The organism is Streptomyces sp. QH1-20, assembly GCF_041283565.1.
Taxonomy (GTDB): domain Bacteria; phylum Actinomycetota; class Actinomycetes; order Streptomycetales; family Streptomycetaceae; genus Streptomyces; species Streptomyces syringius.
The window spans coordinates 3,248,531-3,274,765 of the sequence record NZ_CP166299.1 but is presented as its reverse complement, the minus strand read 5'-3'; the positions used below and the strand labels follow the sequence as shown (position 1 = coordinate 3,274,765).

General features: G+C 67.9%; 27 protein-coding genes. 16 read left to right on the top strand and 11 right to left on the bottom strand.

The features are described 5' to 3' along the window. Positions 1-16 precede the first annotated feature (16 nt). Entirely contained in the window at positions 17-1,549 is a 1,533-nt protein-coding gene (locus tag AB8O64_RS14665; protein WP_370419575.1) for a peptide MFS transporter, read from the bottom strand. Between the two features lie 466 nt (positions 1,550-2,015). Here AB8O64_RS14665 and AB8O64_RS14660 point away from each other — a divergent pair, with 466 nt between their 5' ends. Next, on the top strand, positions 2,016-2,696 hold the full coding sequence (locus AB8O64_RS14660; protein WP_130878187.1) for a response regulator transcription factor: 681 nt from the start codon (positions 2,016-2,018) through the stop codon (positions 2,694-2,696). A gap of 47 nt (positions 2,697-2,743) precedes the next feature. Continuing rightward, the gene (locus AB8O64_RS14655; protein ID WP_370419574.1) at positions 2,744-4,003 is read left to right on the top strand and encodes an ATP-binding protein; all 1,260 of its coding nucleotides are present in this window, start codon (positions 2,744-2,746) and stop codon (positions 4,001-4,003) included. A 27-nt stretch (positions 4,004-4,030) separates the two neighbouring features. On the opposite strand, the gene AB8O64_RS14650 is transcribed toward AB8O64_RS14655, so the two are convergent. After that, positions 4,031-4,546 carry a GtrA family protein gene (locus AB8O64_RS14650; RefSeq protein ID WP_356456081.1) on the bottom strand — a complete coding sequence of 172 codons (516 nt, stop codon included), beginning with the start codon at positions 4,544-4,546 and terminating at the stop codon, positions 4,031-4,033. 202 nt (positions 4,547-4,748) lie between these two features. On the opposite strand from AB8O64_RS14650, the gene AB8O64_RS14645 reads away from it, so the two are divergent. From AB8O64_RS14645 to AB8O64_RS14635, 3 genes are read left to right on the top strand one after another with little or no spacing between them, the layout of a single operon-like run. Continuing rightward, entirely contained in the window at positions 4,749-5,900 is a 1,152-nt protein-coding gene (locus AB8O64_RS14645; RefSeq protein WP_370419573.1) for a 5-(carboxyamino)imidazole ribonucleotide synthase, read from the top strand. Then, positions 5,897-6,421 carry a 5-(carboxyamino)imidazole ribonucleotide mutase gene (purE, locus tag AB8O64_RS14640; protein ID WP_184734126.1) on the top strand — a complete coding sequence of 175 codons (525 nt, stop codon included), beginning with the start codon at positions 5,897-5,899 and terminating at the stop codon, positions 6,419-6,421. The genes AB8O64_RS14645 and purE overlap by 4 nt, the downstream gene beginning before the upstream one ends. Before the next feature lie 2 nt (positions 6,422-6,423). After that, positions 6,424-7,623, top strand: coding sequence for a dipeptidase (locus tag AB8O64_RS14635; RefSeq protein WP_370419572.1), 1,200 nt, complete (start codon positions 6,424-6,426; stop codon positions 7,621-7,623). A gap of 188 nt (positions 7,624-7,811) precedes the next feature. Here the strand turns inward: AB8O64_RS14635 and AB8O64_RS14630 are convergent, their stop codons facing one another. After that, entirely contained in the window at positions 7,812-9,152 is a 1,341-nt protein-coding gene (locus AB8O64_RS14630; protein WP_370419571.1) for a UDP-glucose/GDP-mannose dehydrogenase family protein, read from the bottom strand. A 183-nt stretch (positions 9,153-9,335) separates the two neighbouring features. Between AB8O64_RS14630 and AB8O64_RS14625 the strand changes: the two genes are divergently transcribed. After that, a complete protein-coding gene (locus AB8O64_RS14625) occupies positions 9,336-10,496 on the top strand; it encodes an acyl-CoA dehydrogenase (RefSeq protein ID WP_130878176.1) in 1,161 nt (386 codons plus the stop codon). A 197-nt stretch (positions 10,497-10,693) separates the two neighbouring features. On the opposite strand, the gene AB8O64_RS14620 is transcribed toward AB8O64_RS14625, so the two are convergent. Then, the gene (locus tag AB8O64_RS14620) at positions 10,694-11,881 is read right to left on the bottom strand and encodes a tyrosine-type recombinase/integrase (protein ID WP_370419570.1); all 1,188 of its coding nucleotides are present in this window, start codon (positions 11,879-11,881) and stop codon (positions 10,694-10,696) included. Positions 11,882-12,029: 148 nt separating this feature from the next. On the opposite strand from AB8O64_RS14620, the gene AB8O64_RS14615 reads away from it, so the two are divergent. The 8 genes from AB8O64_RS14615 to AB8O64_RS14580 all read left to right on the top strand — a co-directional run bounded on the left by AB8O64_RS14615 (position 12,030) and on the right by AB8O64_RS14580 (position 18,249). Then, a complete protein-coding gene (locus AB8O64_RS14615) occupies positions 12,030-12,572 on the top strand; it encodes a hypothetical protein (protein ID WP_370419569.1) in 543 nt (180 codons plus the stop codon). A 75-nt stretch (positions 12,573-12,647) separates the two neighbouring features. Then, on the top strand, positions 12,648-12,818 hold the full coding sequence (locus tag AB8O64_RS14610) for a helix-turn-helix domain-containing protein (protein WP_370419568.1): 171 nt from the start codon (positions 12,648-12,650) through the stop codon (positions 12,816-12,818). Positions 12,819-12,898: 80 nt separating this feature from the next. After that, entirely contained in the window at positions 12,899-13,324 is a 426-nt protein-coding gene (locus tag AB8O64_RS14605) for a hypothetical protein (RefSeq protein ID WP_370419567.1), read from the top strand. A gap of 344 nt (positions 13,325-13,668) precedes the next feature. Then, positions 13,669-13,953, top strand: a complete 285-nt coding sequence (locus AB8O64_RS14600) for a helix-turn-helix domain-containing protein (RefSeq protein WP_370419566.1) — start codon at positions 13,669-13,671, stop codon at positions 13,951-13,953. Positions 13,954-14,055: 102 nt separating this feature from the next. Next, positions 14,056-14,409: a hypothetical protein gene (locus tag AB8O64_RS14595; RefSeq protein ID WP_370419565.1), complete on the top strand. Its 354-nt coding sequence runs from the start codon at positions 14,056-14,058 to the stop codon at positions 14,407-14,409. Between the two features lie 14 nt (positions 14,410-14,423). Further along, complete coding sequence (locus AB8O64_RS14590; protein ID WP_370419564.1) at positions 14,424-15,329, top strand: hypothetical protein; 906 nt, start codon at positions 14,424-14,426, stop codon at positions 15,327-15,329. A 594-nt stretch (positions 15,330-15,923) separates the two neighbouring features. Continuing rightward, complete coding sequence (locus AB8O64_RS14585; protein ID WP_370419563.1) at positions 15,924-16,790, top strand: hypothetical protein; 867 nt, start codon at positions 15,924-15,926, stop codon at positions 16,788-16,790. A gap of 88 nt (positions 16,791-16,878) precedes the next feature. Then, a complete protein-coding gene (locus AB8O64_RS14580) occupies positions 16,879-18,249 on the top strand; it encodes a DUF3987 domain-containing protein (protein WP_370419562.1) in 1,371 nt (456 codons plus the stop codon). Positions 18,250-18,537: 288 nt separating this feature from the next. Here AB8O64_RS14580 and AB8O64_RS14575 read toward each other — a convergent pair whose 3' ends face one another. The 5 genes from AB8O64_RS14575 to AB8O64_RS14555 form a co-directional block, all read right to left on the bottom strand. Beyond that, on the bottom strand, positions 18,538-18,954 hold the full coding sequence (locus AB8O64_RS14575; protein WP_370419561.1) for a hypothetical protein: 417 nt from the start codon (positions 18,952-18,954) through the stop codon (positions 18,538-18,540). 129 nt (positions 18,955-19,083) lie between these two features. Further along, the gene (locus AB8O64_RS14570; protein WP_370419560.1) at positions 19,084-19,308 is read right to left on the bottom strand and encodes a hypothetical protein; all 225 of its coding nucleotides are present in this window, start codon (positions 19,306-19,308) and stop codon (positions 19,084-19,086) included. Positions 19,309-19,698: 390 nt separating this feature from the next. Continuing rightward, complete coding sequence (locus tag AB8O64_RS14565) at positions 19,699-20,547, bottom strand: helix-turn-helix domain-containing protein (protein WP_370419559.1); 849 nt, start codon at positions 20,545-20,547, stop codon at positions 19,699-19,701. 27 nt (positions 20,548-20,574) lie between these two features. After that, positions 20,575-21,096 (bottom strand): DUF6879 family protein, encoded by a 522-nt coding sequence (locus tag AB8O64_RS14560; RefSeq protein WP_370419558.1) that lies wholly within the window; start codon positions 21,094-21,096, stop codon positions 20,575-20,577. After that, on the bottom strand, positions 21,062-21,334 hold the full coding sequence (locus AB8O64_RS14555) for a hypothetical protein (RefSeq protein WP_370419557.1): 273 nt from the start codon (positions 21,332-21,334) through the stop codon (positions 21,062-21,064). Before AB8O64_RS14555 ends, AB8O64_RS14560 begins: the two co-directional genes overlap by 35 nt. A gap of 402 nt (positions 21,335-21,736) precedes the next feature. Here AB8O64_RS14555 and AB8O64_RS14550 point away from each other — a divergent pair, with 402 nt between their 5' ends. Continuing rightward, on the top strand, positions 21,737-22,528 hold the full coding sequence (locus tag AB8O64_RS14550; RefSeq protein ID WP_370419556.1) for a VOC family protein: 792 nt from the start codon (positions 21,737-21,739) through the stop codon (positions 22,526-22,528). 65 nt (positions 22,529-22,593) lie between these two features. Here AB8O64_RS14550 and AB8O64_RS14545 read toward each other — a convergent pair whose 3' ends face one another. Next, positions 22,594-23,946 (bottom strand): LCP family protein, encoded by a 1,353-nt coding sequence (locus tag AB8O64_RS14545; protein WP_370419555.1) that lies wholly within the window; start codon positions 23,944-23,946, stop codon positions 22,594-22,596. Between the two features lie 119 nt (positions 23,947-24,065). Between AB8O64_RS14545 and AB8O64_RS14540 the strand changes: the two genes are divergently transcribed. Then, positions 24,066-24,614, top strand: a complete 549-nt coding sequence (locus AB8O64_RS14540; RefSeq protein ID WP_370419554.1) for an acyl-CoA thioesterase — start codon at positions 24,066-24,068, stop codon at positions 24,612-24,614. Between the two features lie 67 nt (positions 24,615-24,681). On the opposite strand, the gene AB8O64_RS14535 is transcribed toward AB8O64_RS14540, so the two are convergent. Beyond that, positions 24,682-26,184 carry an LCP family protein gene (locus AB8O64_RS14535; RefSeq protein WP_370419553.1) on the bottom strand — a complete coding sequence of 501 codons (1,503 nt, stop codon included), beginning with the start codon at positions 26,182-26,184 and terminating at the stop codon, positions 24,682-24,684. Positions 26,185-26,235 lie beyond the last annotated feature (51 nt).

Genomic DNA, 26,235 nt, shown 5'->3' with positions numbered 1-26,235 from the left:
TCACGACCGTAAGGGGTTACTTCACGTCGCCCATCAGGGCTTCGATCTTCTTGCGGTACATCCACACCGCGAAACCGGCGATGGCCGCGAGCGAGGCCTGCAGCAGGATCATGCCGGTGCCGTTGAGGTCGACGCCCGCGATGGACAGCAGACCCGTGGTGCAGTCACCGGCGGTGACGGCGAGGAACCACACACCCATCATCTGGCTCGCGTACTTCTGCGGCGCCATCTTGGTGGTCAGCGACAGACCCACCGGGGAGAGGCACAGCTCACCCATGGTCTGGATCATGTAGATCGACAGCAGCCACATCGGGCTGACCTTCGTGCCGTCGCCGGCCATCGCCATCGGGACGGCGAAGACGAAGAACGAGGCACCGATGACGACCATGGCCATCGCGAACTTCACCGTGGTGCTCGGCTCGCGGTCGCTGCGGGCGAGCCACAGCCACAGCCAGGCGAAGACCGGGGCCAGCGCCATGACCCACAGCGGGTTGACCGACTGGAACCAGGTCGAGGGGAACTCGATCCCGAAGACGTTGTCCGCGGTCTTCTTCTCGGCGAAGGTCGACATCGTCGAGCCCGCCTGGTCGAAGATCATCCAGAACACGGCGGCGGCGACGAAGAACCAGATGTAGCCGCTGACCTTGGTCTGCTCGGTCGCCGACAGTTCCTTGTCGCGCTTGATGCGGGCGAGGACGGTGATCGGGATGATCAGACCGGCGACGGTGATCGGGATCAGCGCCCAGTTGAGCGTGAAGTGGCCGGTGCCACCGACGACGCCGTAGAAGAGCGCCGCGACGGCGAGCCAGATCAGACCCTTGGTGAGCGTCGTCTTCTTCTCGGCGGCCGACAGCGGCTTCGGGACGACGCTGCTCTTCGGGTCCAGGTGACGGGTGCCCCACAGGAAGAACGCCAGGCCGAGCGCCATACCGGCGGCGGCGATGGTGAAGCCCAGGTGCCAGTTGACCTTCTGGCCGACGGTGCCGATGACCAGCGGCGCGAAGAAGGCACCGAGGTTGATGCCCATGTAGAAGACGGTGAAGCCACCGTCCCGGCGCGGGTCCTTCGGGCCGTCGTAGAGGTGGCCGACCATCGTGGAGATGTTGGCCTTCAGCAGACCGGAACCGAGCGCGACGAGCGCCAGACCCGCGAAGAACGAGGGCTTGCCGGGGATCGCCAGCGCCAGGTGGCCGACCATGATGGTCGCGGCCGCGATGGTGACCGTCTTGCGCGGGCCCCAGACGCGGTCGCCGAACCAGCCGCCGGGCATGGCGAGCAGGTAGACCATCGCCACGTAGACGGAGTAGATGGCCACCGCGTTGGCCTCGGGCATCGCCAGACCGCCGCCCTGGCTGTCGGGCTTGGCGTCCGGGCCGCCGGCGATCAGGTAGACGACGAGAAGGGCGCGCATTCCGTAGTAGCTGAAGCGCTCCCACATCTCCGTCATGAAGAGGGGGGCCAGGCCGCGGGGGTGGCCGAAGAACGTCTCGCCGGAGCCCGGAGAGGTCTTCTCCTGCTCGGCTCTGTCCTTCGTCAGGCTGGACGCCATGGTCAGTCCTTGGGTGCTCGGGACGCGCGTGGAGCTGCTGCGCGCCCGGGTGGGGGTTGGCCGGCACCGGGCACCGCACTGCCCGCCCCCACGCCCCAGGGGTTCGACGCACCTCTGTAGAGGAGATCGGCAGGACAGCCGCGCACCGGGATCCACGCCCCCGCGCACCTTCGCGCGGCGGACCCGGCCGTCAGGTCATTCTCTGTGACGGGACTGGGTGGGCCAGTACCGCGCACAGCAGAGACCCCCGGCGTGTTGGACATGCCGAAGGCCCCCGGTAGTGCTACAGACTTCCCGTCACCATACGTCACACCCCGCCCGCGTATGGAAGGAGTTGAGAGATGGATCACAGGTCCATCTGGAACTGTTTGCCCACATTCAATGGTCCAGACCGGCTGGTGGCGCTGTTGCCGCAGGTAGCCCCATCCCCCTCCTGACATGCGGTCGAGCGGACTACCATCACCCCATGACCCGAGTACTGCTCGCCGAGGATGACGCTTCGATCTCGGAGCCGCTCGCACGCGCGCTGCGCCGCGAGGGGTACGAGGTGGAGGTGCGTGAAGACGGCCCCACGGCGCTCGACGCCGGCCTCAAGGGAGGGGTCGACCTGCTGGTTCTCGACCTCGGCCTGCCCGGTATGGACGGCCTGGAGGTCTGCCGCCGGCTGCGCACGGAGGGTCACGGCTTCCCGGTGCTCGTGCTCACCGCCCGGGCCGACGAGGTGGACACCGTGGTCGGCCTGGACGCCGGTGCCGACGACTACGTCACCAAGCCGTTCCGGCTGGCCGAGCTGCTCGCGCGGGTACGGGCCCTGCTGCGCCGCGGCACCGTCGAGGCCCCGCAGCAGCCGCCCACCACCCACGGCGTGCGGATCGACGTCGAGTCGCACCGCGCCTGGATGGGCGACGACGAACTCCAGCTCACCGCGAAGGAGTTCGATCTGCTCCGGGTGCTCGTCCGGGACGCGGGCCGGGTCGTCACCCGTGACCAGCTGATGCGCGAGGTCTGGGACACCACCTGGTGGTCGTCCACCAAGACGCTCGACATGCACATCTCCTGGCTTCGCAAGAAGCTCGGGGACGACGCCGCGAACCCGCGTTACATCGCCACCGTCCGAGGCGTCGGCTTCCGCTTCGAAAAGAGCTGACCGGCCTCCGCCGGGCTGTGTTCGTACCACCCCGCCCGGAGGGCACCGTGCGCCGCCGACTGATCAACTCCACCCTCGCCGTCGTGCTCGTCGTGATCGCCGTGTTCGGCATCTCGCTCGTGATCGTCGAGACCCGCACGATCGAGAGCAGCGCGCGGGAGAGCGTGCAGTCCGAGGCCGTCCGGCTGGTGAGCATCCTCGACAGCCGGCTGATCGGCGGCGAGCGGGTGGAGTCGGGGGTGCTGCGCGAGCAGATCACCCCCGACCGGTACGCGCGGGTCGACATCCCCGGCCGGGCCGCCATCGAGATCGGCGAGCGCCCCGAGGGCGAGGTCATCGCCTCGACGGAGCGGGGCGAGCAGGGCGAGACCGTACGGGTGGAGGAGTCCCGCTCCGCGGTCAGCAGGGAGCTCGGCCGCACCCTGATGGTGATCCTCGCGGTGGCGCTGCTCGCCGTGATCGCCGCCGTCTTCCTCGCCGTGCGCCAGGCGAACCGGCTCACCGCCCCGCTGACCGACCTCGCCGAGACGGCCGAGCGGCTCGGCTCCGGCGACCCCCGCCCCCGCCACCGCCGCTACGGGGTGCCCGAGCTGGACCGGGTCGCGGACGTCCTGGACGCGAGCGCCGAGCGCATCGCCCGGATGCTCACCGCCGAGCGGCGCCTCGCCGCCGACGCCTCGCACCAGCTCCGCACGCCGCTGACCGCGCTGTCGATGCGGCTGGAGGAGATCACGCTGACCGACGACCCCGAGACGGTGAAGGACGAGGCGACGATCGCCCTCACCCAGGTCGAGCGGCTCACCGACGTCGTCCAGCGGCTGCTGACGAACTCCCGCGACCCGCAGTCGGGCTCGGCGGTCAGCTTCGACCTCGACGAGGTCATCAAGCAGCAGCTGGAGGAATGGCGGCCCGCCACCCGCAGCGAGGGCCGGGCCCTGGTCCGCTCCGGAAAGCAGGGGCTCCGGGCCGTCGGTACGCCCGGGGCGGTCGCCCAGGTGCTCGCCACCCTCATCGAGAACTCACTGATGCACGGCGACGGCACGGTCGCCCTGCGCACCCGGGTCACCGGCAACCAGGCCGTCGTGGAGGTCACCGACGAGGGGCCGGGGGTCTCACCGGACCTCGGGTCGCGGGTCTTCGAGCGGACCGTCAGCGGCCGGAACTCCACGGGCCTGGGGCTGGCCGTCGCCCGTGACCTGGCGGAGGCGGACGGCGGGCGGCTCGAACTGCTCCAGCCGTATCCGCCGGTCTTCGCGCTGTTCCTGAGCCGTGAGGCGGGCGACCACGGGGAGCCCCAGGAGGACTGACGGGCCGGGCGCGGGGCCCGGGGGCCGTCACCGGGCCGCGTCGCCCGTCCCGGCCCGCTCCGGGCGGTCGTCCAGGAACGATTCAGCAGTCTCCACAGCCTCACGGGCGGGCAGCGCCCGGAACACCCAGGTGCGGTAGGACCAGAAGCGGAAGACCGTGCCGATACCGAGGCCGACGACGTTCTTGGCGATGTTGTCCGCCAGCGGCGTGGTGAGGCCGAAGCCGTAGTGCGAGAGCGCCAGGATGCCGTTCTCGATCACCAGGCCGACGCCGCTGAACAGCAGGAACAGGGTCAGCTCGCGGCTGCGCCGGTTCTTGTCACCGGCCCGGTAGGTCCAGTAGCGGTTGCCCACGTAGTTGGTGCCGATCGCGACGCCGGTCGCTATGACGCCCGAGCGCACCACCGCGAGGTCGAAGCCGTGCACACAGATGTTGAAGACGATGAAGTTCACCACGAAACCCACGGCGCCCACCGCCCCGAACTTCGCGATTTCGCGGGCCAGCCGCTCCAGCCGGGCACGCATCGCGGACCGTTGACTCATAGTGATCGTCAGGCTCCGTTGCTGGGCGAAACTGGGCATAGGGCAGCCTTCATGCTAACCAGCGGGCCCCGCCCCCAACCGTGGACTCCGGTGAACGGCCGGCGAACGCGCTCCTTTCCGGCCGCCGACCCCGACACCCCCGCGCTTGGATGATCCTCCAGGCCGGGTCGGAGCTGTTCGTGCGTACGGATACTCTGGGAGCGTGACGTTCCCGGTAGTCGGCATGGTCGGCGGCGGCCAGCTCGCCCGTATGACCCACGAGGCGGGCATCCCCCTCGGCATCAAGTTCAAGCTGCTCAGTGACACCCCGCAGGACTCGGCGGCCCAGGTGGTCGGGGAAGTCGTCGTCGGCGACTACCGCGACCTGGACACCCTTCGTGCTTTCGCACAAGGCTGCGACGTGATCACCTTCGATCACGAGCATGTCCCCACCGAGCACCTACGGGCCCTGGAGGCGGACGGTATCCCCGTCCGCCCGGGGCCCGACGCGTTGGTGCACGCCCAGGACAAGGGCGTGATGCGGGCCAAGCTCACGGAGATCGGAGTGCCGTGTCCCCGGCACCGCATCGTGGAGGATCCCGCCGACGTGGCGCGATTCGCCGAGGAGGGCGACGGGTTCCCCGTCGTGCTCAAGACGGTGCGCGGCGGCTACGACGGCAAGGGGGTGTGGATCGTCCGCAGCGCGGACGAGGCGGAGGAGCCCTTCCGCGCCGGCGTGCCCGTCCTCGCGGAGGAGAAGGTCGCCTTCACCCGCGAGCTGGCCGCCAATGTGGTCCGCTCCCCGCACGGCCAGGCCGTCTCGTACCCGGTCGTCGAGTCCATCCAGGTCGACGGCGTCTGTGACACCGTCATCGCGCCCGCGCCCGATCTCTCCGCCGAGCTCTCCGCCCACGCGCAGCAGCTCGCCCTCAAGGTGGCCGCGGAGCTGGGCGTGGTCGGCCACCTCGCCGTGGAGCTCTTCGAGATCCGCAAGGCCGACGGCTCCTTCGAAGTGCTCGTCAACGAGCTGGCGATGCGCCCGCACAACTCCGGCCACTGGACCCAGGACGGCGCGATCACCTCGCAGTTCGCCAACCACGTGCGGGCGGTGCTGGACCTGCCGCTCGGCGACCCGCGCCCGCGCGCCAAGTGGACCGTCATGGCCAATGTGCTCGGCGGCGACTATCCGGACATGTATTCCGCGTACCTCCATTGCATGGCACGCGATCCCGGGTTGAAGATCCACATGTACGGCAAGGACGTCAAGCCCGGTCGCAAGGTCGGACACGTCAACACTTACGGCGACGATCTGGCGGACGTGCGCGAGCGCGCCGCCCACGCCGCCGGATATCTGCGAGGAACGATCACCGAATGACTTCTCCTCTCATCGGCATCGTCATGGGCTCGGACTCCGACTGGTCCGTCATGGAGGCCGCCGCCCAGGCCCTGGACGAGTTCGAGGTTCCCTACGAGGTCGACGTGGTCTCCGCGCACCGCATGCCGCGCGAGATGATCGCGTACGGCGAGCAGGCCGCCGACCGTGGCCTCAAGGCGGTCATCGCGGGCGCGGGCGGCGCGGCCCACCTGCCCGGAATGCTGGCGTCCGTCACGCCGCTGCCGGTCATCGGCGTGCCCGTGCCGCTGAAGTACCTCGACGGCATGGACTCCCTGCTGTCCATCGTGCAGATGCCCGCCGGCGTGCCCGTCGCCACCGTCTCGGTCGCGGGCGCCCGCAACGCGGGGCTGCTCGCCGTCCGGATGCTCGCCGCCCACGACACCGAGCTGCTGGCCCGGATGCGGCACTTCCAGGACGAGCTGAACGAGCAGGCCACGGACAAGGGCAAGCGCCTGCGCGCCAAGGCCATGGGCACCGCCCACTTCGGCTTCGGGAAGTGACCGTGACCGCCACCACCGCGGCCGGTCACCTCGCCCGCGCCCACGAGCTGCTCGCCGCCCACCCCGTCGTCGACGGTCACAACGACCTGCCGTGGGCCCTGCGCGAGCAGGTCCGCTACGACCTGGACCGGCGCGACATCGCCACCGACCAGAGCGCCACCGGCCTGCACACCGACCTGCCCCGGCTGCGGGCGGGCGGGGTCGGGGCCCAGTTCTGGTCCGTGTACGTCCGCACCGACATGGCCGGCGACGAGGCGGTCAGTGCGACGCTCGAACAGATCGACGTCGTGCGTCAGCTGGTGAATCGTTACCCCTCCGAGCTGCGGCTCGCGCTCACCGCCGACGACATGGAGGCCGCCCGCGCCGAGGGCCGTATCGCTTCCCTGATGGGCGCCGAGGGCGGCCACAGCATCAACTGCTCCCTCGCCACCCTGCGTGCCCTGCACCGCCTCGGCGTCCGCTATATGACGCTGACCCACAACGACAACGTCCCGTGGGCGGACTCGGCGACCGACGAGCCCGTGGCGAACGGCCTGACCCGCTTCGGCGAGGAGGTCGTCCACGAGATGAACCGCCTCGGCATGCTGGTCGACCTCTCGCACGTCTCGGCCGACACGATGCGGGACGCGCTGCGGGTCACCGAGGCGCCGGTGATCTTCTCGCACTCCTCCGCGCGCGCCGTCTGCGACCACCCGCGCAACGTCCCCGACGACGTGCTCGGCGCGCTCGCCGCGAACGGGGGCGTGGCCATGGCGACGTTCGTGCCGAAGTTCGTCCTGCCCGCCGCCGTCGACTGGACCCGGCAGGCGGACGAGAACATGCGCGCCAACGGCCTGCACCACCTCGACACCTCTCCCGCCGGGATGGCGGTGCACCGCGCCTTCGAGGCCGCGCACCCCCGCCCGCTCGCCACGGCGGCCACGGTCGCCGACCACCTCGACCACATGCGCGAGGTCGCGGGCATCGACCACATCGGCATCGGCGGCGACTTCGACGGCACGGCGTTCACCCCGGAAGACCTCGCGGACGTGGCCGGCTACCCGAACCTGATCGCGGAACTCCTGAGCCGCGGCTGGTCGGACTCCGACCTCGCGAAGCTGACGTGGCAGAACGCGGTGCGGGTGCTTCGTGCGGCGGAGGATGTGGCGCGTTCCGCCACGCGGGGTCCGTCGATCGCGACGATCGACCAGCTGGACGGCTGAGGTCCCGGTGTCCTCAATCGCCGGACGGGCTGGTTTTCGCTGAGGTCAAGGCGTCCTCAATCGCCGGACGGGCTTGATTTGGCTGAGCCCGTCGGTCGACAGGCCCAAGACGCCTCCGGGCCGGAAACCCCAACGCCGGACGGGCTGGAAATTCCAGCCCGCCCGGCGATTGAGGGCAAATCTTTGGCTCAGGCCTGAGGCCGACCCATGGCCCGGTAGGTCCACCCGGCAGAACGCCAAGCGCCGGCGTCAAGCGCATTGCGCCCGTCCAGTATCCGCCGCTCCGCCACGACCGCGGCCAGCGCCGCCGGGTCCAGCTCGCGGAACTCGCCCCACTCCGTGAGGTGCAGCACCACGTGTGCCCCCTGGCACGCCTCGAGCGCGGTCGGCGCGTAGCCGAGGGTGGGGAAGAGGCGGCGGGCGTTGTCCATGCCCTTGGGGTCGTAGACGGTGACCTGGCCGCCCTGGAGGTGGATCTGGCCGGCCACGTTCAGCGCGGGCGAGTCCCGTACGTCGTCGGAGTCGGGCTTGAAGGTCGCGCCCAGCACCGCCACGCGCTGCCCCAGGAAGCTGCCGCCGACCGTCTCACGGGCCAGCTCGACCATGTGGCCGCGGCGGCGCATGTTGATGGAGTCGACCTCGCGGAGGAAGGTCAGCGCCTGGTCCGCGCCCAGCTCACCCGCGCGGGCCATGAAGGCGCGGATGTCCTTGGGGAGACAGCCGCCGCCGAAGCCGATGCCGGCCCGCAGGAACTTCTTCCCGATCCGCTCGTCGTGGCCGATCGCCTCCGCGAGCTTCGCCACGTCGCCGTCGGCGGCCTCGCAGACCTCGGCCATGGCGTTGATGAAGGAGATCTTCGTGGCGAGGAAGGAGTTGGCGGCCGTCTTGACCAGCTCGGCGGTCGGATAGTCGGCGACGACGAACGGCGACCCCTCGCCGATCGGGGTCGCGTAGACCTCGCGCAGCAGCTTCTCGCCGCGCTCACCGGCGACGCCCACCACGATGCGGTCCGGGTGCAGGGTGTCCTGGACGGCGAAGCCCTCGCGCAGGAACTCCGGGTTCCAGGCCAGCTCGACGTCCGAGCCCGCCGGGGCCAGCTCGGTGAGCCGGGCCGCGAGCCGGGCCGCGCTGCCGACCGGGACGGTGGACTTGCCGACGACCAGCGCCGGGCGGTGCAGATGCGGGGCCAGGGCGTCGAAGGCGCTCTCGACGTAACTCATGTCGCACGCGTACTCGCCGTGCTTCTGCGGGGTGTTCACACAGACGAAGTGGACGTCGCCGAACTCGCCGGCCTCTTCCCACGACATCGTGAAGCGCAGCCGGCCGGTCGATCCCTCGATCCCGGCGACGTGGCGGCGGAGCAGCTCCTCCAGGCCCGGCTCGTACATCGGCACCTTGCCGCGCCCGAGCATCTCGATCTTCTCGGGCACCACATCCAGGCCGAGCACCTCGAACCCGAGCTCGGCCATGGCCGCGGCGTGGGTGGCACCGAGGTAGCCGGTGCCGATCACGGTGATCTTGGGGGCCATGCGTGCTCCATGTGCTGACGGGCTGGACTGCGCCGAGCATAGTCGGGGCCCGGAGCGGGAAGGCCCCGGGGAGATCCCGGTGGGTCCGGGGGCTGTCGGCAAGCTCACGTATCCCCGTGCGGGGGGCCGCCCCTAGAATCGGGTTACTAAACGGTAGTTAACTCTTTGGGGAGTGAATCCACCTTGGCGGGATCAAAGGACTTCGACCTGTACCGGCCGTCCGAGGAGCACGACGAGCTCCGCAAGGTCGTGCGCTCGCTCGCCGAGGCGAAGATCGCCCCGTTCGCCGCCGAGGTGGATGAGGAGGGCCGCTTCCCGCAGGAGGCGCTCGACGCGCTGGTCGCCTCCGACCTGCACGCGATCCACGTGCCCGAGGAGTTCGGCGGCGCCGGCGCCGACGCGCTCGCCACCGTCATCGTCATCGAGGAGGTCGCGCGGGTGTGCGCGTCGTCCTCCCTGATCCCGGCGGTCAACAAGCTCGGCTCGCTGCCGGTCGTGCTGTCCGGCTCCGAGGAGCTGAAGAAGCGCTACCTGGGCCCGCTGGCCAAGGGCGACGCGATGTTCTCGTACGCCCTCTCCGAGCCCGACGCGGGCTCGGACGCGGCCGGCATGAAGACCAAGGCCGTGCGCGACGGCGACTTCTGGGTCCTCAACGGCGTCAAGCGCTGGATCACCAACGCGGGCGTCAGCGAGTACTACACGGTCATGGCCGTCACCGACCCGGAGAAGCGCTCCAAGGGCATCTCGGCGTTCGTCGTCGAGAAGTCCGACGAGGGTGTCTCCTTCGGTGCCCCGGAGCGCAAGCTCGGCATCAAGGGCTCCCCGACGCGCGAGGTCTACCTCGACAACGTCCGCATCCCCGCCGACCGCATGATCGGCGAGGAGGGCACCGGCTTCGCCACGGCGATGAAGACCCTCGACCACACCCGTATCACCATCGCCGCCCAGGCCCTCGGTATCGCCCAGGGCGCCCTCGACTACGCCAAGGGCTACGTCCAGGAGCGCAAGCAGTTCGGCAAGCCGATCGGTGACTTCCAGGGCGTCCAGTTCATGCTCGCCGACATGGCCATGAAGATCGAGGCCGCCCGTCAGCTGACCTACGCGGCCGCCGCCAAGTCCGAGCGCGGCGACAGCGACCTCACCTTCCAGGGCGCGGCGGCGAAGTGCTTCGCGTCCGACGTGGCCATGGAGGTCACCGTGGACGCCGTCCAGCTCCTCGGCGGCTACGGCTACACCCGTGACTACCCGGTCGAGCGCATGATGCGCGACGCCAAGATCACGCAGATTTATGAAGGCACGAACCAGGTCCAGCGCATCGTCATGGCGAGGAACCTTCCGAAGTAGGCTTTTCGCAGGTCAGCGGCGGTTTTTCACTCAGGAACGTTCGTCTCGGGTTTCCGACCCGTTCCGGTCAGATTCGGGCCGTTCATGGGTGTCATGCTGGGGAAATCCTGGGCTGCCACTGGGCTAAATGGGCCTCTGACCTGCGCAAACGAAACGGCCCCTGACGTCGAGTCGGGGGCCGTTCGTATGGGGCTGGGTCAGGCCACCTGGGCCCGCTCTGTGGGGTCGTCGGCGCCGGGCGTCAGCATCGTTGCGATTGCCACCCTTCCGCGCTCCTCGGCTCCCTCGAAGATGTAGTGGTAGTGCTGCCGCAGCACCTCCGTGCTGCCGTGCCCCATCCAGTCCGCCACGTCGTTCTCAGGCACAAGCATGTAGAGCAGACGCGATCCGTAGTAGTCCCGGAGATCGTGAGCCGTGGCGTAGGGCACCCCGGCGTTGCTGAGCGCGGGCACCCAAATCTTCGGGTAAAAGTACGACGCATAGAGGTAGCCCGTACGCGTGACGTTGGGAAACAGCAGGCGCTCCGGGCCCCACATTCCGTGGTTCTTGATGTGTCGCCGCAGCTCGAACGCGACATTCGGCGGCAGGGGTACGAGCCTTCCTGGCTCCTCCTCGTCGCGAGCCTTCACGTGACGCCGCTGTAGCGCGCTGTTCTTACCCGACTCCGTCTCGCCGTCCTCGGTGATCTGGAAGTCAACCCGCAGCATCTCGGTTTTGAAGTCGATCTGATCGCGAGCGACGGCCATGGCCTCACCGAGTCGCAGGCCGCAGCCAGCCATGAGCCAGAGCATCGCCCGGTAACGGGGAGGGCAGCCGTTCAAGATAGCCAGGACCTCCCGCGTCGTCAGCCGCCGAGCCTTGCTCTTGTGCTCCCGTATCTCCTTGGCCCTGCTGCCAGCGTGCCTGATCTTCTTACATGGATTGCGGCCAATGATCTCGTTGACCACGGCCCAATCCATCATTCCGGAGAAGAATGAGAAGCGCTGTCGGCGTGTCCGGGCGGCAAGTTTCTTGTCCTTCTCCATCCATAAGAGCCACTGCTCAATGTCGGCGACCTTGAGTGACACGATAGAACGGGATTTAAAGAACGGCTCAATGGTCGTGTTCTGGATCGACCGGTATTGCTTCTTGGTGCTGTTCTCCAGCTTTCTCTGGTGCGTCCACTGCTCCCAGACTGCCGTTACCGGCTGCTTCCCCAGCTTGTCGTCCAGGTAGGTACCTGCGTCGAGTTCCCGTTCCTTGCGCTTCCGGTGGTCGTCGGCGCGCGTCTTGGTCGAGAAGGTTTTCTGCCGCTGCTTGCCGTCGGGGTCGTACCAGTAAGTGGTCCACTTCTTCGGGTCGTCCGTGGACCGCGCTATCCATGCCCTTGCCACTGAGATTGCCACTCTTCCTGCCGAGCCTGCTGGTCGGCGCGGGTGCCGACTCGGGCCGGTGCGTCGCTCCGGCGTGCACAGTTTGATCACGATCCACCATATGATGTCAACAGGCAGTGGGGCGCCGGGGGTGGTCCGTCGCCTGTGCTACGTTCTCGGCATGAAGTCCGATGAGTTGGGAATCGAGGTCGCACAGGACCAAGGCGCCTGGACTATCCGCATGTGGTGGCCAACCGGGCGCCCGATCACGGGGGGCCCGCAGCGCATCACCATTGAGGACGCCGAAGGCGCCCCGGCTGCCGAGGTCGCGCGCGGCATTTCCACCACCGTCCTGCGGAGGCTCGACCTCTCTGGGGCAGTTAAGGCCGCCCAGGAGATTGCCGCCGCCAGTGGGGAAACGTTCCGGGAGATCAACGAGGCGGTGGAGACGACCGGAGAGGCGGCTGGCCTGGCCCTGGCCAACGAAGGAGTCTCCGAGCGCTACCTGGCACTGCTGTCGTTGGGCTACTGCCAGATGACCGTTATGGGGGCGCCCCGTCCGGTTGACTGGCTTGCACGGCTCATCGATCGGCGCCCAGAGACTGTCCGGGACCACCTGAAGAAGGCGCGACGGGACGGCTACCTCACTGCCGTTACGGGTAAGGCTGGCGGGGAGCTCACGGACAAAGCCCATGCGGTACTGGACGCCATGAAGAGCGAATAGGTACCAGTACGCTCAATTTCATATCTCGTTAGCCCCCGAGGCCACTCGGGGGCATTTCTTTTCCCGGAGGACTGATTGACCAAGCTGATGACTGTTAGTGACGTTGCCGGGTTCCTAGATGTGCCGAAGTCGTGGGTGTACGACAACTGGAAGCGGGAGGAGATTCCGTTCCGTAAGATCGGCCAGTCGCTCAGGGTCCGGCCGAATGACCTGGAGCGTTGGCTGGACAAGCAGGGGGCGGAGTGAGTCGCCGGTTCGTCAAGGTCTACCGGCCGGAGTGCACGAACCCAGCTATCGGTTGTCCGACGCTCCACCTGGAGTTGCGCATGTGGCTGCTGGCCATGGACCGGATACAGCGGGGCGGGCATGCCCCGCTCGGCTCCGGCGAGTTGCAGGCCATCTTGACGAACGAAAAGGGCGAGCCCTACAGCGCTGGGCGCTATCGGCAGGCACGGCTGTCCCTCATCAAGGCCGGGCAGCTCGCGCCTTCGGCGTCGGCGCGGTGCCTGCTGGTGCCGCACAGCGTGGCCTCAATGGACGCCAAGTCGGCCCACAAGCGGGAGGAGTGCGCTACGCACAAGCACAACATTGCCTGGGACGACGCTCATGGGGACTGGATGTTCTGCGCGATGGACGAGGCGCGGCGATGGGAGGCGGAGTGCGACAACATTGCCAGGGGTGGGAGTCCCTTCCCTTCGGGGGCCTGGGCGCGAGGCATACGGACGGGCGCGGAGCGAAGCGTTAACGAATGAGGCGCTTCGGCTGCCTCACCTCAAGGGACAGGCCTACGGCCCTTCTTGAATAACAGGTTGCTGCCGGGGCGAGTGGAACGAGCGTCCGGGGCCAGTCTCCTTAGATGAGATTAGTTAGGTCACCCGTTTTCGGGAGGGGTGACGTGTCACCTGTAGGTGCAACGGAGCAAGTGATCCACATCTCTATTTCGTGCATGGTCGTGCAGAAATGCACGAAGCAACACCTACGTTTATAGTGAGAGTTCTTCTCTCCAGTCATGAATGGCCGACCCCGACCTCATTAGGTCGGGGTCTTCTTTTTGTCCAGGATCATGCATCTGTGCATGAAACCGAATGGAGCCACCGTGTTTGATCGCCATATTTTTGCTACTCGCCGCCTGGCACTTGGCCTCACGGTCGAGGCGCTGGCCGACGCCTTGAGCCTCGCGCCTTCCACTATTCGCCGCTGGGAGTCTGGGGTCATCCATCCGGGCCTGCACAACCTTGTCCAGGCGGCCCGACACATGGGGACTCCGCTGATGGCCTTCGTGACGGATGACGACACTGACGAGCGCCGTCGGGCCGGGGCCGTTGCCGCTCTACGCGGCGAATCCTTCTCCCAGGACGAGTGGATCAGCATGATCAGCTAATCGGTGAGGACTGTTGCCCCATCCACCGTCATCTCTAGCTTTCAGGGCCGCATTGAAGTGGATTCTGGCTCTAGGTTGAATCCTTATAAGGAGGTGTCGCCCATGAGCGACGCAGCACCCAATTCTGAAACTCCGCAGCCCATGCCGGCCGCCGTGGACGCCGATGCGATCCGGGCCGAGGTGATGCGGGAATACTCCGACCAGCTGACGCAAGCCGAGTTCAAGGCCCAGGTCGCCGAGGCCGGAGCCAAGATCCCCGACGGGCTCATGGACTACCTGGACACGTCCAAGCTGCTGGGCGATGACGGCCGTCCTTCCGCCGAGGTCATCGCCAGGGTCTTGGAGCCCTTCATGCCCAAGAAGCCGGAATTCCCTCAGCTCATGGGGATGGGCTACTACCGAGGCTCCCCGGTCCCCTCCGCTCCTCGTGTATCCCTCGACGTTCGTAAGCGCTAACTAGGAGTACCTATATGGCTTTTTCCTACCAGAACCCTGCCACTCATACGTTTGTTCCGGAGCTGTGGGATGCGCAGCTGCTGACGCAGTTTGACCCGCTGCTGGTCTGGGCCTCCCCGATCGTCTCGAACAACAAGTACGAGGGCGAGATCCGGAAGAAGGGCGACGTTGTCCACATCAACTCGCTCCTTCGGCCCTCGGTTGGCGACTACAAGCTGCCGGAGGGTATGACCGCCCAGCGGCCGGAGACCGTTGATCAGAAGCTCCCGATCACCAAGGCCAAGTACCTCCAGGTGCTCGTGGAGGACGCCGAGCGCATCCAGCTCGCCAGCGGCCTTGACTCCCCGATCAATCAGCAGATGATCCGGTCCCTTGCCCGTGAGGCCGACACGTTCATGGGCGGCATCATCGCCAAGAGCGCCACGGCTCTGCCCACGGTCAAGGTGACGCCGGAGATCGCCCCCCAGGCGCTCTACAGCGCGATCCTGGACATGATGCTGGCCCTGGACGGCAACGACATCCCCGACGGTCGTTACGTGGTTGTCTCGCCCCGTGTGAAGCGGCACCTGATCGAGCATCCGGCCATTGCCAACTCTGCCGCCTACGGCGAGACCGGGGTGACCGCCAACGGTGTTGTGGCCCGCCTTGCCGGGTTCACGGTGCTGTCGACCACGGCCATGCCGAAGGGCGTGGACATTGTGGCTGGGCACAAGGAATTCGCCACCTACGCATCCCAGTTCAGTGGCTTCCGTGAGGGCCAGAGCGAGAATTATCGTGCCGATTACATCGACACCCTCCACCTGTACGGCGGCAAGATCGTGCGGTGCCCGGAGCTTGACACCAAGCTGCCGGACAACACCTTTGATGAGTCGAAGCCGTCCAAGGGGATTTTGAAGGCTGCCGTGGAGTGGGCGGCGTAGTGCTGTGAGTCCCTGGGGCCTTCACCGAATCGGTGGAGGCCCCCTTTTTTGCGTTCCCGCAAGTCAGCGCGTAAATGGCGGCGCCGACAAAATGGTGGGAGGTAACCGACTCACTCAGCGATCGGGGCCCCTTGCGTCCGTGCGACTGAGAGGTCAGCTGGCGGTAGCGCAGGGCGACGGGGCAGCCCTCGCCACTATGGAGAAATCACACTGGAAATGACCTCGTTTCGGCTCACTAGGCGTGATGCACAGAATCCGTGACGGTAGGCGGGCGGATTGTTACCCAGTCGAGCCGATGGAGCATGTATCCCAAGGGTCCCGGTAGGAATTGTTACAGGATGGACCTGAAATCTAATGGAGATTGCCCACGGGAACACTCCATTCGAGCCGCATTCTCGATAATTTGATACCCGTACACGGTCGAAAGGGGGCACCCCCGGTGGGTCCTATTTCTTTCTAACTAGGCATTACCCCCGGGTGTGCCGAATGAGTGGTCAAGCGCCCTCTGACCTGCATATTTTCTGCCAGGCGATCATCTCCTAATGCCTAATGTGATCCACTTCACGCCCGCCTTGGTCTTGAATTGATTTACTGATGCTGCAAGATGAGATTAGTTCCGCCGACCGCGAGTCGGGGCGGATGAGGAAAGCCGTAAGAGCAACGCTCCGGCCGATTGCCTATCTCGACTTCAGCTATCTAAGGAATCTCGTGCGTAAGACGATCCTGGTACCCGTTGAGAAGACGTTCTGCGATGCGCATATGGCCCGTGATGGGTCGGAGGTGGAAGCGACGGCAACCCTGACTCTGGGGCGGCACGCTTGGGACCTCTGCTTGGAACACGACGTCACGTTCGGCCGCTACCTGGTGGATGCCCTCGGGGTGCCGGGTGAGGCCGTGGCCGAGCCTGAGGCCGTGCCGGACGACGATGAGCCGTTGCCCGTCGTGGCTGCCGATGACGAGCACGACGACCAGGAGCAGGAGGAGCGCCCCGACGATGACGCCACCGAGTCTGAGAGCCCGTCTGTGGTGGTCACTGGCGACGTGCCGGGGTACTCGTGGGACGACGCACGGGACGCGGTCCGCAACCTTGGCTACCGGGTCGTGGGGCGTGCTGATGAGTCCACTGTCCTGATCATCTGCGGCGAGGGTGCGGAGCGGAACGTAACGAAGCTGCGAGACGCTGCGGAACGCAGCCTGCCCGTGATGGATGTACGTGCCCCGGGGCGGTTCCGGGACGCGGTCCGGGCCGGTGAGCTGGTCGGTGGTGACCCGCTTCCTGAGCCTGCCAAGGTCGGCCCCAAGGTCATGTCCGCGCGTGAGCGCAACCGTGTGATCCGGGCGTGGGCCCGTGAGAACGGCTGGCCGAACCTCTCCGCTCAGGGACGCGTCCCGATGCACGTCCGGCACTCGTACGAGCTCGCTCACAGGGACGCATCCGAGGGAAAAGCGGTAGCGGCCTGAGAGCCGCCCGCACCGCGCCGGGCGCACTGAGCGCCCGGCGCCCCCGGCCCTCGACCACTCAACCCACCCTGTTCGAGATAGAGGCAGCATGAGCACCCCCGTCCTGTACGGTCCGATCGGCCGGGCAGTCCGCAAGATCGCCCCGTTCCTGGAAGCGGACGCCCTGGGGGTGTACGTGGCCGCCCTGTCGATGTGGTCGGCCGCCATCGGCGGCACGGTCAAGGTCTCGTCCCGTGGCAACGCCCGGCCCGTGCTGATCTGGTCCGCCCTCGTGGCCGGTACAGGTAGGGGCAAGGGAACCGCGCTCCGGGCCGCCCTCCACGTCCTCGACCCGTCTTTGGGCCGGTTCCTCGCCACGCACACCACGTCCGGGATCACGTCCGGGGCGAGCATGGTCAACCACCTGTGGGAGCAGCAGGAAGCGACCACGGAGACCGAACGGGGCCGTGACGTCCGGGCCCTGGTGATGGAGGAGGAATGGACCGAGGTCCTGAAGCGGGTCAAGCGTGACCCGTCGTTCACCACGAAGCTCCGGGCCGCGTGGGACGGGACGACACTCCGCAACACCACCAAGGAAGAGGCGCAGGAAGTACGCGACCCCGCGATGGTGCTGCACTGCCACGTGACGCCCTCCGACTGGTCGAAGTACGTGGGGGAGTCGGAGGCGGCCGGAGGGTCGTACAACCGCATCCTGCCCTTCCTGCTGGGGGCGGTTCCGATGCTGGATGACGATCGTGTGAGTCTGCCGAAGGTGGACGGCTCCGAACTGTCCGACGCTTACGGGTGGGCCACCGCCCGCCCCCGCGTGATCACCCTCTCCGAGGACGCCCGGCCGCTCTGGCGGATCGTGCGTCGGTACGCCCGCATCCTGGGCGAGACCCTGCCCGACGCTCAGGCCGTGTTCATCGAACGCACCGCAGAACAGACGCTCAGGGTGGCCGCCTGCCTCGCGGCCTCCGAGTGCTCTGAGATCATCACGGACGAGATCCTGACGGCCGCCTTCACCCTGGTTCGCCGCTCCGTCCAAGACGCGGTACGGATCACGAAGGGGGCCGATGCTCCGAAGGCGAAGCGTCAGCCGCTCAGCCTCGCGGACAAGGTCCGCGCCCGGATCGAACTGCACGGAGGCCGGGCCACCTCCTCCCAGATACTCCCGTACGTGGGGGCGTCGGCCGCTGAGGTCAAGGAACTGCCCGAAATCGTCGTGACTGTGGAACGGGCAGGAAAGGCCGGTCGGCCGAAGACCGTTTTCGCACTCCGCGGTGACATTCCCGTTCACACAGAGCAGCCGCAGACGGCTCCGGAGGCGATGCCGGCCGCTCCGGAGCGTGAGCAGAACCACGCCACGGTTGTGCAGATGGACGCCTACCGTTCGGCACCCGCGCAGGCTTCTGCGCCCGCCCCCGAACCGAAGCGCCCGGAACCACTGGAACGCAACCCGTTCCGTGCCCTGCTGTGAGCGGCCCGATAGGCGGATGGCCCCGTCCCGGCGCCTCACGAGAGGAGCGGGACGGGGCCATCACTGCTGAAACTGCTGGATCCGCCTATGGCGTTGGTGCTTCTGGCTCTGGGCCTGCGTCGGGGAAGATGAAGCCCCGCAACGTCGGGGGCTGCCCACTCTGGCCTTGAGCCACCTCGGCTTGAGCCGCGCGCATGGCTTTCACGAGCGCCTCATACCTGGGGTCGATCCACTCGATCACGTCGTACCTCCCGTGCCCGGCAGCGTACGGCGTCTGTGCTTCATGCGTCAGGAGACCGGAGGTTCGGGCTTGGGCATGGGGCGAATCGCGCACTCGGGGGCGTGCTGGCAATTTGCCGCCACGGACACGAGCTCATCATTTGGTGCGTGCCACAGCTCGGCATCCACCGAGAAGCCCGCTTCCTCGATCATGGCGCGGGTCCGCTCCAGGATCTCCGGGTCGTAGTGCGTCGGGTCGTAACCTGGCGAGTGGTGGACGAACCCACCGTTTCGCTCGCACAGCTCGGCGTACAGCCGCGTGTGCACGATCAGGGCGTGCCATCCCTCATCGACCACCCGGGACGGCGCCAGAGCGACGTCAGGGAACCGTGCTCCTGCGACGACGAACTTCACCGCTTCATCCACGATCCGCTCCGCCGTGGCTTCCGCCATGCCGGGGTTGCTGTCCATGACGGTCTTGGTCACTCCAGCCCGTTGGTCGCGGCTGATGAGTTCACTAGCATCGGGCATGCTCGTACCTCTCTTGTGAGGGTGCGTGTGCCTCGCCCCGGCCTCTCGACCTGTCCAGGGTTTCCACGACCGGGGCGAGGGTCTCTACTCGGCGCGAACCACCATCGCGAACGACGTACGGATGCGCCGAAAACCAGAGTGGCCGGACCGGCCCGTGTGGCTCATGCACTCCACGTCGACGGCCGCCGACTGGTCAGCAGACGTCGCCTTCCACTTGCAGTGCAGGCACTCGGCCTCAAAGGTCACGTCCGTATCCGGATGCTCCGTGATCCGGTGCACCACATACCGCATGGCTGCCTTGATGCTCACAGTCCGCCCCTACGACTCCGCCGGTTGGCTTCCGCGACCTTGACCGTCAGCACTTCGGCGGGCGGCGCCACCGGTGGCTCGTAATCAGGGCATTGCGGGCTTCCGCACTGACACCTGGGCCACTTGAGGCCATCACTTGGGGCAAGGTCTGCCCCTTCCGGGCCAGGGCCGGACTTGTGCACCAGGAACACGCCGTTGACGCTGTGCGGCCCGGACGGGCGCGAGAGGATCTGCGGGGCTTCACTGCCGCCGAGACGCTCAACCGCTGTGGTGCCGTGCGCCCTGTTCTCGCTCATCATGGCCCGCCTTCTCCGGTGACTCCGGTACGGCAAGGACGGTAGAGAAGCGGGAAGTTGCGGGTCCACGTTGTTGCAGTTTGTTGCAGGGCAGTTAGTCGAGGGAGCTGATGGCCTTACTAATCAAGGAACGGGCACAAGGTCCATATATGGCCATGTCGGCGAGTCGCGTGAAGGCCCGGTGGTAGATCTCGACGTCGGTCGGCGTGGTAACGGTCACCTTTGCGGCCAGCAACTCGACGTGAACCCGCTTGTCGTCGAACATCGTGAACGTCTCCGGGCCCCACATGCCCCGGGGCGCGGAGCGGGGGATGATGCCGAGCGAGACGGCCGGGTACGACATGGCCGTCAGCAGGTACCCGAGCTGACCGGCCATCACGGAGCCGTCACCGATGCGGTGGGTAAGAACGTCCTCTTCGATCAGCATGACGACGCGGTGAAGGCCGTCTCGGATGATGTGCGACCGGTCTACGCGTGCCGCCGCAGCTTCGCTTACGTCGTTCGGGAGGCTTCGGAAGTCAGCGATCAGCGATAGAAGGGCGTGGGCGTAGTGCTCGGTCTGGAGCAGGCCGGGCATGACCCGTGAGCAGTACACGCGGAAAAGCTTCGTTCGCTCGTACAGCGGGACGTTGGCTTGTTGGAGCCTGCGCAAGCCGGTGCGCTGAATGCGTCGCCACTCGACGTACATGGAGTCGGCAGAGCGGGATGCAGCGATAAGGTCCGCTGCCTGCTCCTCGGCGTCGCAGGCAGTGCACCAGGCCCGGATGTCGGCATCCGAGGGCACCGTCTTCGTGGCCTCGATGCGGGAGGTCTTCGCCTTGTTCCAATCGCACCGATCAGCCAGCCCCTGCATCGTCAGGTTCGCATCACGACGAAGCTCTCTGAGCCGCGCGGCCACGGACTCGCGTGCAGCCTGGGCGCTGGAGAACGGAGATGAAGGCATGGGCTGACTGATGGGTGATGGGGACGATCAGACCTGGTATTCCTCGTGAGGGATGCCGCGCTCCCACGCGGCTTCGAGCGATGCGGCGAACGATTTCAGGATGTCCGGCTCCGAGGTGAACTCGTCCATGACGAGCGAACCGTCCCCTGCGAAGTGGTGAACCCTCGCCAGCCGGTCATCGAACAGCCAGAAGTCGTTGCAAGGGAGCACGAGATCTGATGCGAGACGCCGGGGTACCCATCGGACTTGCTCGCCAGCGGCGAGGTTGGCCCGGGTCATGTAGTGCTCCCAACGAATGTATTCCGATACCGGTTCACTGACGATTCGCACCCGGCGGATGGACACTCCGCGCTCTACAGCCCCGGCAATGTGGTCGTGGAACCCGCGCCACCAGGATGACCGGTCATCCCAGTCGATTCGGTCTCCGCGTCGCCAAGCCGCAAACCGCTCGTTGTCGCCGTAGTCGTCGCGCATCTCCAGGTGGACCGCCGAGCGGTCTGTGTCCCGGATGCACTCAGCGAAGCTCGGCTGCTGAGCGTTCTGCGGCATCGCACGCCTTCCTGATCTGTGCCACCATGCTGGCCGGTATCCGAACGACGGCTTCGGTGTCGGGGATCGGGCCGACCTCCAGACACTTCTTCTCGGTCGTGTCGTCGGCCTTCCATCCCTGGAAGACGAGATCAGCGTTCTCGTCGTCCACCCAGACGGTCGGGCAGTGGTCCTCGTCGGTGTTGGGGTCCTTGCCGAAGAACAGTAGAGACATGGCTACCTCTCCCGCGTCGAGCATGTTGCGACTTGTTGCATGACCCTCGCGGTCCGTCGTCAGAGCCGTCAAGAGGGCCTGCACGGGCGGGTAGCCGTCCAGTAACCGCTATAGCTCCCTGACCAGGGGATAGCCCTGGTCGATCATGGGGGAATGCTGGGGAGGCTCCCTCCGAAGGGGGTATACGTGCAGGTCATAGCCCTGTTACCCGTGAAGCACGCAGATCTACGAGGGCACGAACCAGGTCCAGCGCATCGTCATGGCGCGCAACCTGCCGAAGTAACCCACGAGGCGTTCACCGCGACGGCCCCCCGGCACCCCGCCGGGGGCCGTCGCGCGCGTACGGGGGAACGCCGGTGGCGGTATCGGGCCGGGGCGCCGAAGGTGGGGGCGGTGGGGGGTCGTACTGCCCTGGAGGCTCATGACATGCCCGAGGTAACCGCTCCGTACGCACCCGGCACCCCCTGCTGGGTCGACCTCATGGTCCCCGACCAGCAGGCGGCGCTCGACTTCTACCGCGACCTGTTCGGATGGCAGGGCGAGGTCGGCCCGCCGGAGACCGGCGGGTACGCGGTCTGCACCCTGAACGGGAAGCCCGTGGCCGGCATCATGACCTCGATGTCGCCCGACCCCGACCAGCCGACACCGCCGACCGTATGGACCACCTACCTCGCCGTCTCCGACGTGGACGCCACCGAGAAGAAGATCGCCGACAACGGCGGCACCGTGATCATGCCGGGCATGGACGTGCTCACCCTCGGCCGCATGTCGGTCGTCGCCGACCCCACGGGGGCCGTCTACGGGCTCTGGCAGGCGCGGGATTTCCCCGGTGCGCAGGTCGTCAACGAGCCGGGGGCGCTGATCTGGAACGAGCTGAACACCAGCGACCCCCAGGCCGCCGCGGTCTTCTACTCCACCGCGTTCGGCATCGAGGCGGTCCCCATGGAGGGTGCGCCCGACTACTCCGTGCTCCAGGTCGACGGCCGGGCCGTCGGCGGCACCCAGGGGCTGGACAAGCTGCCGCCCGGCACGCCCTCGCACTGGCTGTGCTACTTCGCCGTCGAGGACACCGACAGCACCGTCGACATCCTGACCAGGAGCGGCGGCCGGGTGCTCGTACCGCCGTTCGACATGATGGCCGGCCGGATGGCCATCGTGCAGGACCCGCAGGGCGGCACCTTCGCGGTGATCAATGCCAAGGGGCCCGCGTCCCCCTGAGAACACGGCAGGGCCCGTGACCTCCGTGCTTCGCGGAGGTCACGGGCCCTGCCCGCGTTCGTCGCTCACTTGTCCGAGACGGTGACCTTCTCGTCCTTCTTGAGCTGGTCGAAGAGCTGCTTCGCCTTGGCCGTGTCCCACTTCACCGCGACGCCGTCGGAGCGGGTCGGGAAGTTCGCGCTCGCGATCGGCACGGTCATCTGCTTGCCGTCGCCGCCCGTCGCGCCCTTCATCGCCCAGAACATCGAGGTCAGGTCCCACAGCTCCATGTCCTTGTCGACGATGAGCGTGTCGAGACCGGAGCCGATGACGGGGTAGAGACGGAACGGGTTGAGGATCGTCGAGGGCGAGGCCGCCTGGTTGGCGAGGGTGTTCAGGAACTTCTGCTGGTTGCGCATCCGGCCCAGGTCCTGGTCCGCCTCCTGGTGGCGCTGGCGCACGAAGGCCAGCGACTGGGCGCCGTTCAGCTCCTGGCAGCCCGCCTTGAAGTCCGCACCCGAGTCGCGGTCCTTCAGCGGCTTGTCCAGGCACATCTCCACGCCGCCCAGCGCGTCCACGAGATTGCGGAAGCCGCCGAAGCCGATCTCCGCGTAGTGGTCGATGCGCAGCCCGGTGTTGAACTCGATGGTCTGCGCCAGCAGCTCCGGGCCGCCGTCCGCGTACGCCTGGTTCAGCTTGTGGGTGGCGGCGGGGAAGCTCTTGCCGGACTTCTTCCCCGTGAAGGCGGGGATGGTGACGTAGGAGTCGCGCGGCAGGCTCAGCATCGTGGTGCCGTTGTCGCCCGTGTGCACGATCATCATCGAGTCGGTGCGCTTGCCGTCCGCCGACCCGGTGTGCAGTTCCTTCTTGTCGCTGTCCGAGAGGCCCTCACGGCTGTCGGAACCGACGATCAGGTAATTGGTGCCCTCGCCCGCCGCCGGGCGGTCCTTCAGCTGACCGAGATCGACCTCGCGGCGCATCTTGGAGTCGGCCCAGAAGTACGTGCCGACGGAGACGGTCAGCAGCGCCACGACGAAGGCTATGCCGCCGATCTTGATGCGCTTGCGCCAGTCGGGGGCGCCGGTGCGCGGGCCGCGCCCGCCCGGACCGCCGCCGGTGGGGCCGTGCCGGTGGCCGCCGGGGCCGGCCGGGCCGCCGCGGCCGTAGACCTGTCCCGTGTTGTAGCCGTCGTCGTGGCCGCCGGCCGCGTGGGCCGCGCCGTCGCCGTAGCCACCGCCCTGGTCCGGCACGCGGCCGTGACCGCCGCCCGGGCCCTGTGCGCGGCCGTAGCCGGGCGCCGGCTCGGCGGGGCGGCGCGGCGGGGGCGCGGTGCGCCGGATCTGCGGCATGGCGCGCGCACCCTCCGGCTCGGCGTTCGCGGCGCCGTTTCCGTACCGGTCCTGGCGGTCGTCGGTCCGCCCATCGGCCCAATTGCTCATGACACGAGTGTGCCCGCTGTGGCGACCCGCCTTACAGGGGGATGACGGGTTCGGGGCCGGGCTGTAGCAGAGCTGATGCAAATCCGCCCGTGTCCCCGAGCACGCATACAGTGGTGGACATGACCAATCAGGACCGCAGCCCGGAAGCGGAAATACCGGGCAAGCCGACGTCCGCTTCCCGCACGACGCTCTCCCACATCATGACCGGCAGTGACACCAATCTGCTGGGCACCGTCCACGGCGGCGTGATCATGAAGCTGGTGGACGACGCCGCGGGCGCGGTCGCCGGGCGGCACTCCGGCGGGCCCGCCGTCACGGCCTCGATGGACGAGATGGCCTTCCTCGAACCGGTCAGGGTCGGCGACCTCGTGCATGTGAAGGCCCAGGTGAACTGGACCGGCCGGTCGTCCATGGAGGTCGGCGTGCGGGTGCTCGCCGAACGCTGGAACGAGTCGACGCCCGCCACCCAGGTCGGCAGCGCGTACCTCGTCTTCGCCGCCGTCGACGAGGACGGCAAGCCCCGCCGCGTCCCGCCGGTGATCCCCGAGACGGAGAAGGACAAGCGCCGCTACCAGGAGGCCCAGATCCGCCGCACCCACCGGCTCGCCCGCCGCCGCGCGATCATGGAACTGCGCGAAAAGCGGATCGCCGAGGGCTTCGGGGACTGATCCCCGCAGTCCCCTGGCGGGGACGAGCCCCCGGCAAGGGCCACCTCCGCCCTGCGCGCGCCGAGCGCTACGCGCCGTCCGGGCAGACCACCTGGTCGCCCCGGACCGCTGCCGGGGCGGCTCCGGCCTGTTGTGGGGGGTCCTGGGGGCGTACCGGGTGTACGCCCTTGAAGTCCGTGCCCAGGGTCACCTTCATCAGCGGGCCCTGGCCCGGTGCCGGGCGCAGTTCCGCGCCCGGGAGGGCCGCCGCGACCGAGCGGACCGAGCGGTCCCAGCGCGGGTCGTAGGAGATCACCGTCCGCTGGACCAGCGGTCCGGGCGCGTCCGTGGGCAGCCCGGTGGTGGCGAAGCCCGTCGCGTGCAGGGCGTTGTCGGTCTCGCGGCCCAGACCGGTGCGGCCGCTGCCGTTGAGGACCTGCACCCGGATCTGCCCGGGCGCCACGTCCACCGGTGTCGCGGGCTGGTCCGCCGGCCTGCTCAGCGGCTTGGCGTCCTGCGCCCGCCGGGGGGCGTGCGCGGTCAGCGGCCGGTCCTCGCGCAGGGCCTGGAACATCTTCCCGGCCGCCGCCTCGTCCCACTTCACCGTGGAGCCGATACGCGGCACGGGGAAGTTCGCGATGCCGATCGGCACCGAGGCGAACTCGGCCGAGGCGGGCGTCAGATTCTTCATCCCCTGTGCCAGCTCGACCAGCTCGGCGCTGCCGAACCCCCGGTCGGCCCGCACCGAGCCGAGCAGCGTCGCCCCGACCTCCTGGAACTTCACCGGGTTCAGCAGGCCCTCACCGCCCGCCGCCTTGTGGATCAGCGAGGCCAGGAACCGCTGCTGCCGCTGCATCCGGCCGAGGTCGGAGCCCCCGTCGAGATGCCGGGAGCGTACGTACTGGAGCGCCTGCCCGCCGTTGAGGTCGCTGGACCCCACCGGCAGGTCGAGACCCGTGTAGACGTCCTTGAGCGGCCGCACCGTGCACACCCGCACCCCGCCCAGCACGTCGACCGTCTTCATGAAGCTGGCGAAGTCGACCTCCAGATAGTGATCGACGTGCACCCGGGTCAGCTGCTCCACCGCCCGTACGGTCAGGCTCGGCCCGCCCTCCGCGTACGCCGCGTTGAGCTTCTGCGGATGGGCGGGGCGGATGCGGCCCTGGGCGTCGGCGCGCTCGGGGATCTCGACGTAGGTGTCGCGCGGCAGGCTGATCACGCTCGCCCGATCGTGCCGGGCGGAGAGGTGCACCAGCATCACCGTGTCGGTGCAGTGACAGGGCGCGCCGCCCAGCCGGTAGCGGGTCCGCTCCTCCTCCGTGATCTTGTCGCGGCCGTCCGTGCCGACGACGAGGATGTTCTTGCCCTGACTGGTCTGCGGCCGGTTCGACAGCCCCCCGAACGGATCCACCCGCCCGATGCCGCCCTCGATCCCCGTGACCACCGCGTGTCCGATGCCGCCGGTGCCCAGCACGGCCACCGCGGCGCCGGTGGCGAGACGCAGCCCCCAGCGCGGGCGGCGGGGCGCACTGTGGCGGGGCCGGTTCGGGCGCGGCCTGGCCTGGCGGGGGGAGCGGGCCGGTGCGGTCACTTCGAACCTCCGCGACGGACTGGGCAGAACCGGGGAAACGGTAGGCCCATA

Coding starts and splice junctions, on each gene's coding strand:
- AB8O64_RS14665 (WP_370419575.1), bottom strand. CDS start 1,549: ATGGCGTCCAGCCTGACGAAGGACAGAGCCGAGCAGGAGAAGACCTCT.
- AB8O64_RS14660 (WP_130878187.1), top strand. CDS start 2,016: ATGACCCGAGTACTGCTCGCCGAGGATGACGCTTCGATCTCGGAGCCG.
- AB8O64_RS14650 (WP_356456081.1), bottom strand. CDS start 4,546: ATGAGTCAACGGTCCGCGATGCGTGCCCGGCTGGAGCGGCTGGCCCGC.
- purE (WP_184734126.1), top strand. CDS start 5,897: ATGACTTCTCCTCTCATCGGCATCGTCATGGGCTCGGACTCCGACTGG.
- AB8O64_RS14630 (WP_370419571.1), bottom strand. CDS start 9,152: ATGGCCCCCAAGATCACCGTGATCGGCACCGGCTACCTCGGTGCCACC.
- AB8O64_RS14615 (WP_370419569.1), top strand. CDS start 12,030: ATGAAGTCCGATGAGTTGGGAATCGAGGTCGCACAGGACCAAGGCGCC.
- AB8O64_RS14605 (WP_370419567.1), top strand. CDS start 12,899: ATGTGGCTGCTGGCCATGGACCGGATACAGCGGGGCGGGCATGCCCCG.
- AB8O64_RS14595 (WP_370419565.1), top strand. CDS start 14,056: ATGAGCGACGCAGCACCCAATTCTGAAACTCCGCAGCCCATGCCGGCC.
- AB8O64_RS14590 (WP_370419564.1), top strand. CDS start 14,424: ATGGCTTTTTCCTACCAGAACCCTGCCACTCATACGTTTGTTCCGGAG.
- AB8O64_RS14585 (WP_370419563.1), top strand. CDS start 15,924: ATGCTGCAAGATGAGATTAGTTCCGCCGACCGCGAGTCGGGGCGGATG.
- AB8O64_RS14580 (WP_370419562.1), top strand. CDS start 16,879: ATGAGCACCCCCGTCCTGTACGGTCCGATCGGCCGGGCAGTCCGCAAG.
- AB8O64_RS14565 (WP_370419559.1), bottom strand. CDS start 20,547: ATGCCTTCATCTCCGTTCTCCAGCGCCCAGGCTGCACGCGAGTCCGTG.
- AB8O64_RS14560 (WP_370419558.1), bottom strand. CDS start 21,096: ATGCCGCAGAACGCTCAGCAGCCGAGCTTCGCTGAGTGCATCCGGGAC.
- AB8O64_RS14555 (WP_370419557.1), bottom strand. CDS start 21,334: ATGCTCGACGCGGGAGAGGTAGCCATGTCTCTACTGTTCTTCGGCAAG.
- AB8O64_RS14550 (WP_370419556.1), top strand. CDS start 21,737: ATGCCCGAGGTAACCGCTCCGTACGCACCCGGCACCCCCTGCTGGGTC.
- AB8O64_RS14545 (WP_370419555.1), bottom strand. CDS start 23,946: ATGAGCAATTGGGCCGATGGGCGGACCGACGACCGCCAGGACCGGTAC.
- AB8O64_RS14540 (WP_370419554.1), top strand. CDS start 24,066: ATGACCAATCAGGACCGCAGCCCGGAAGCGGAAATACCGGGCAAGCCG.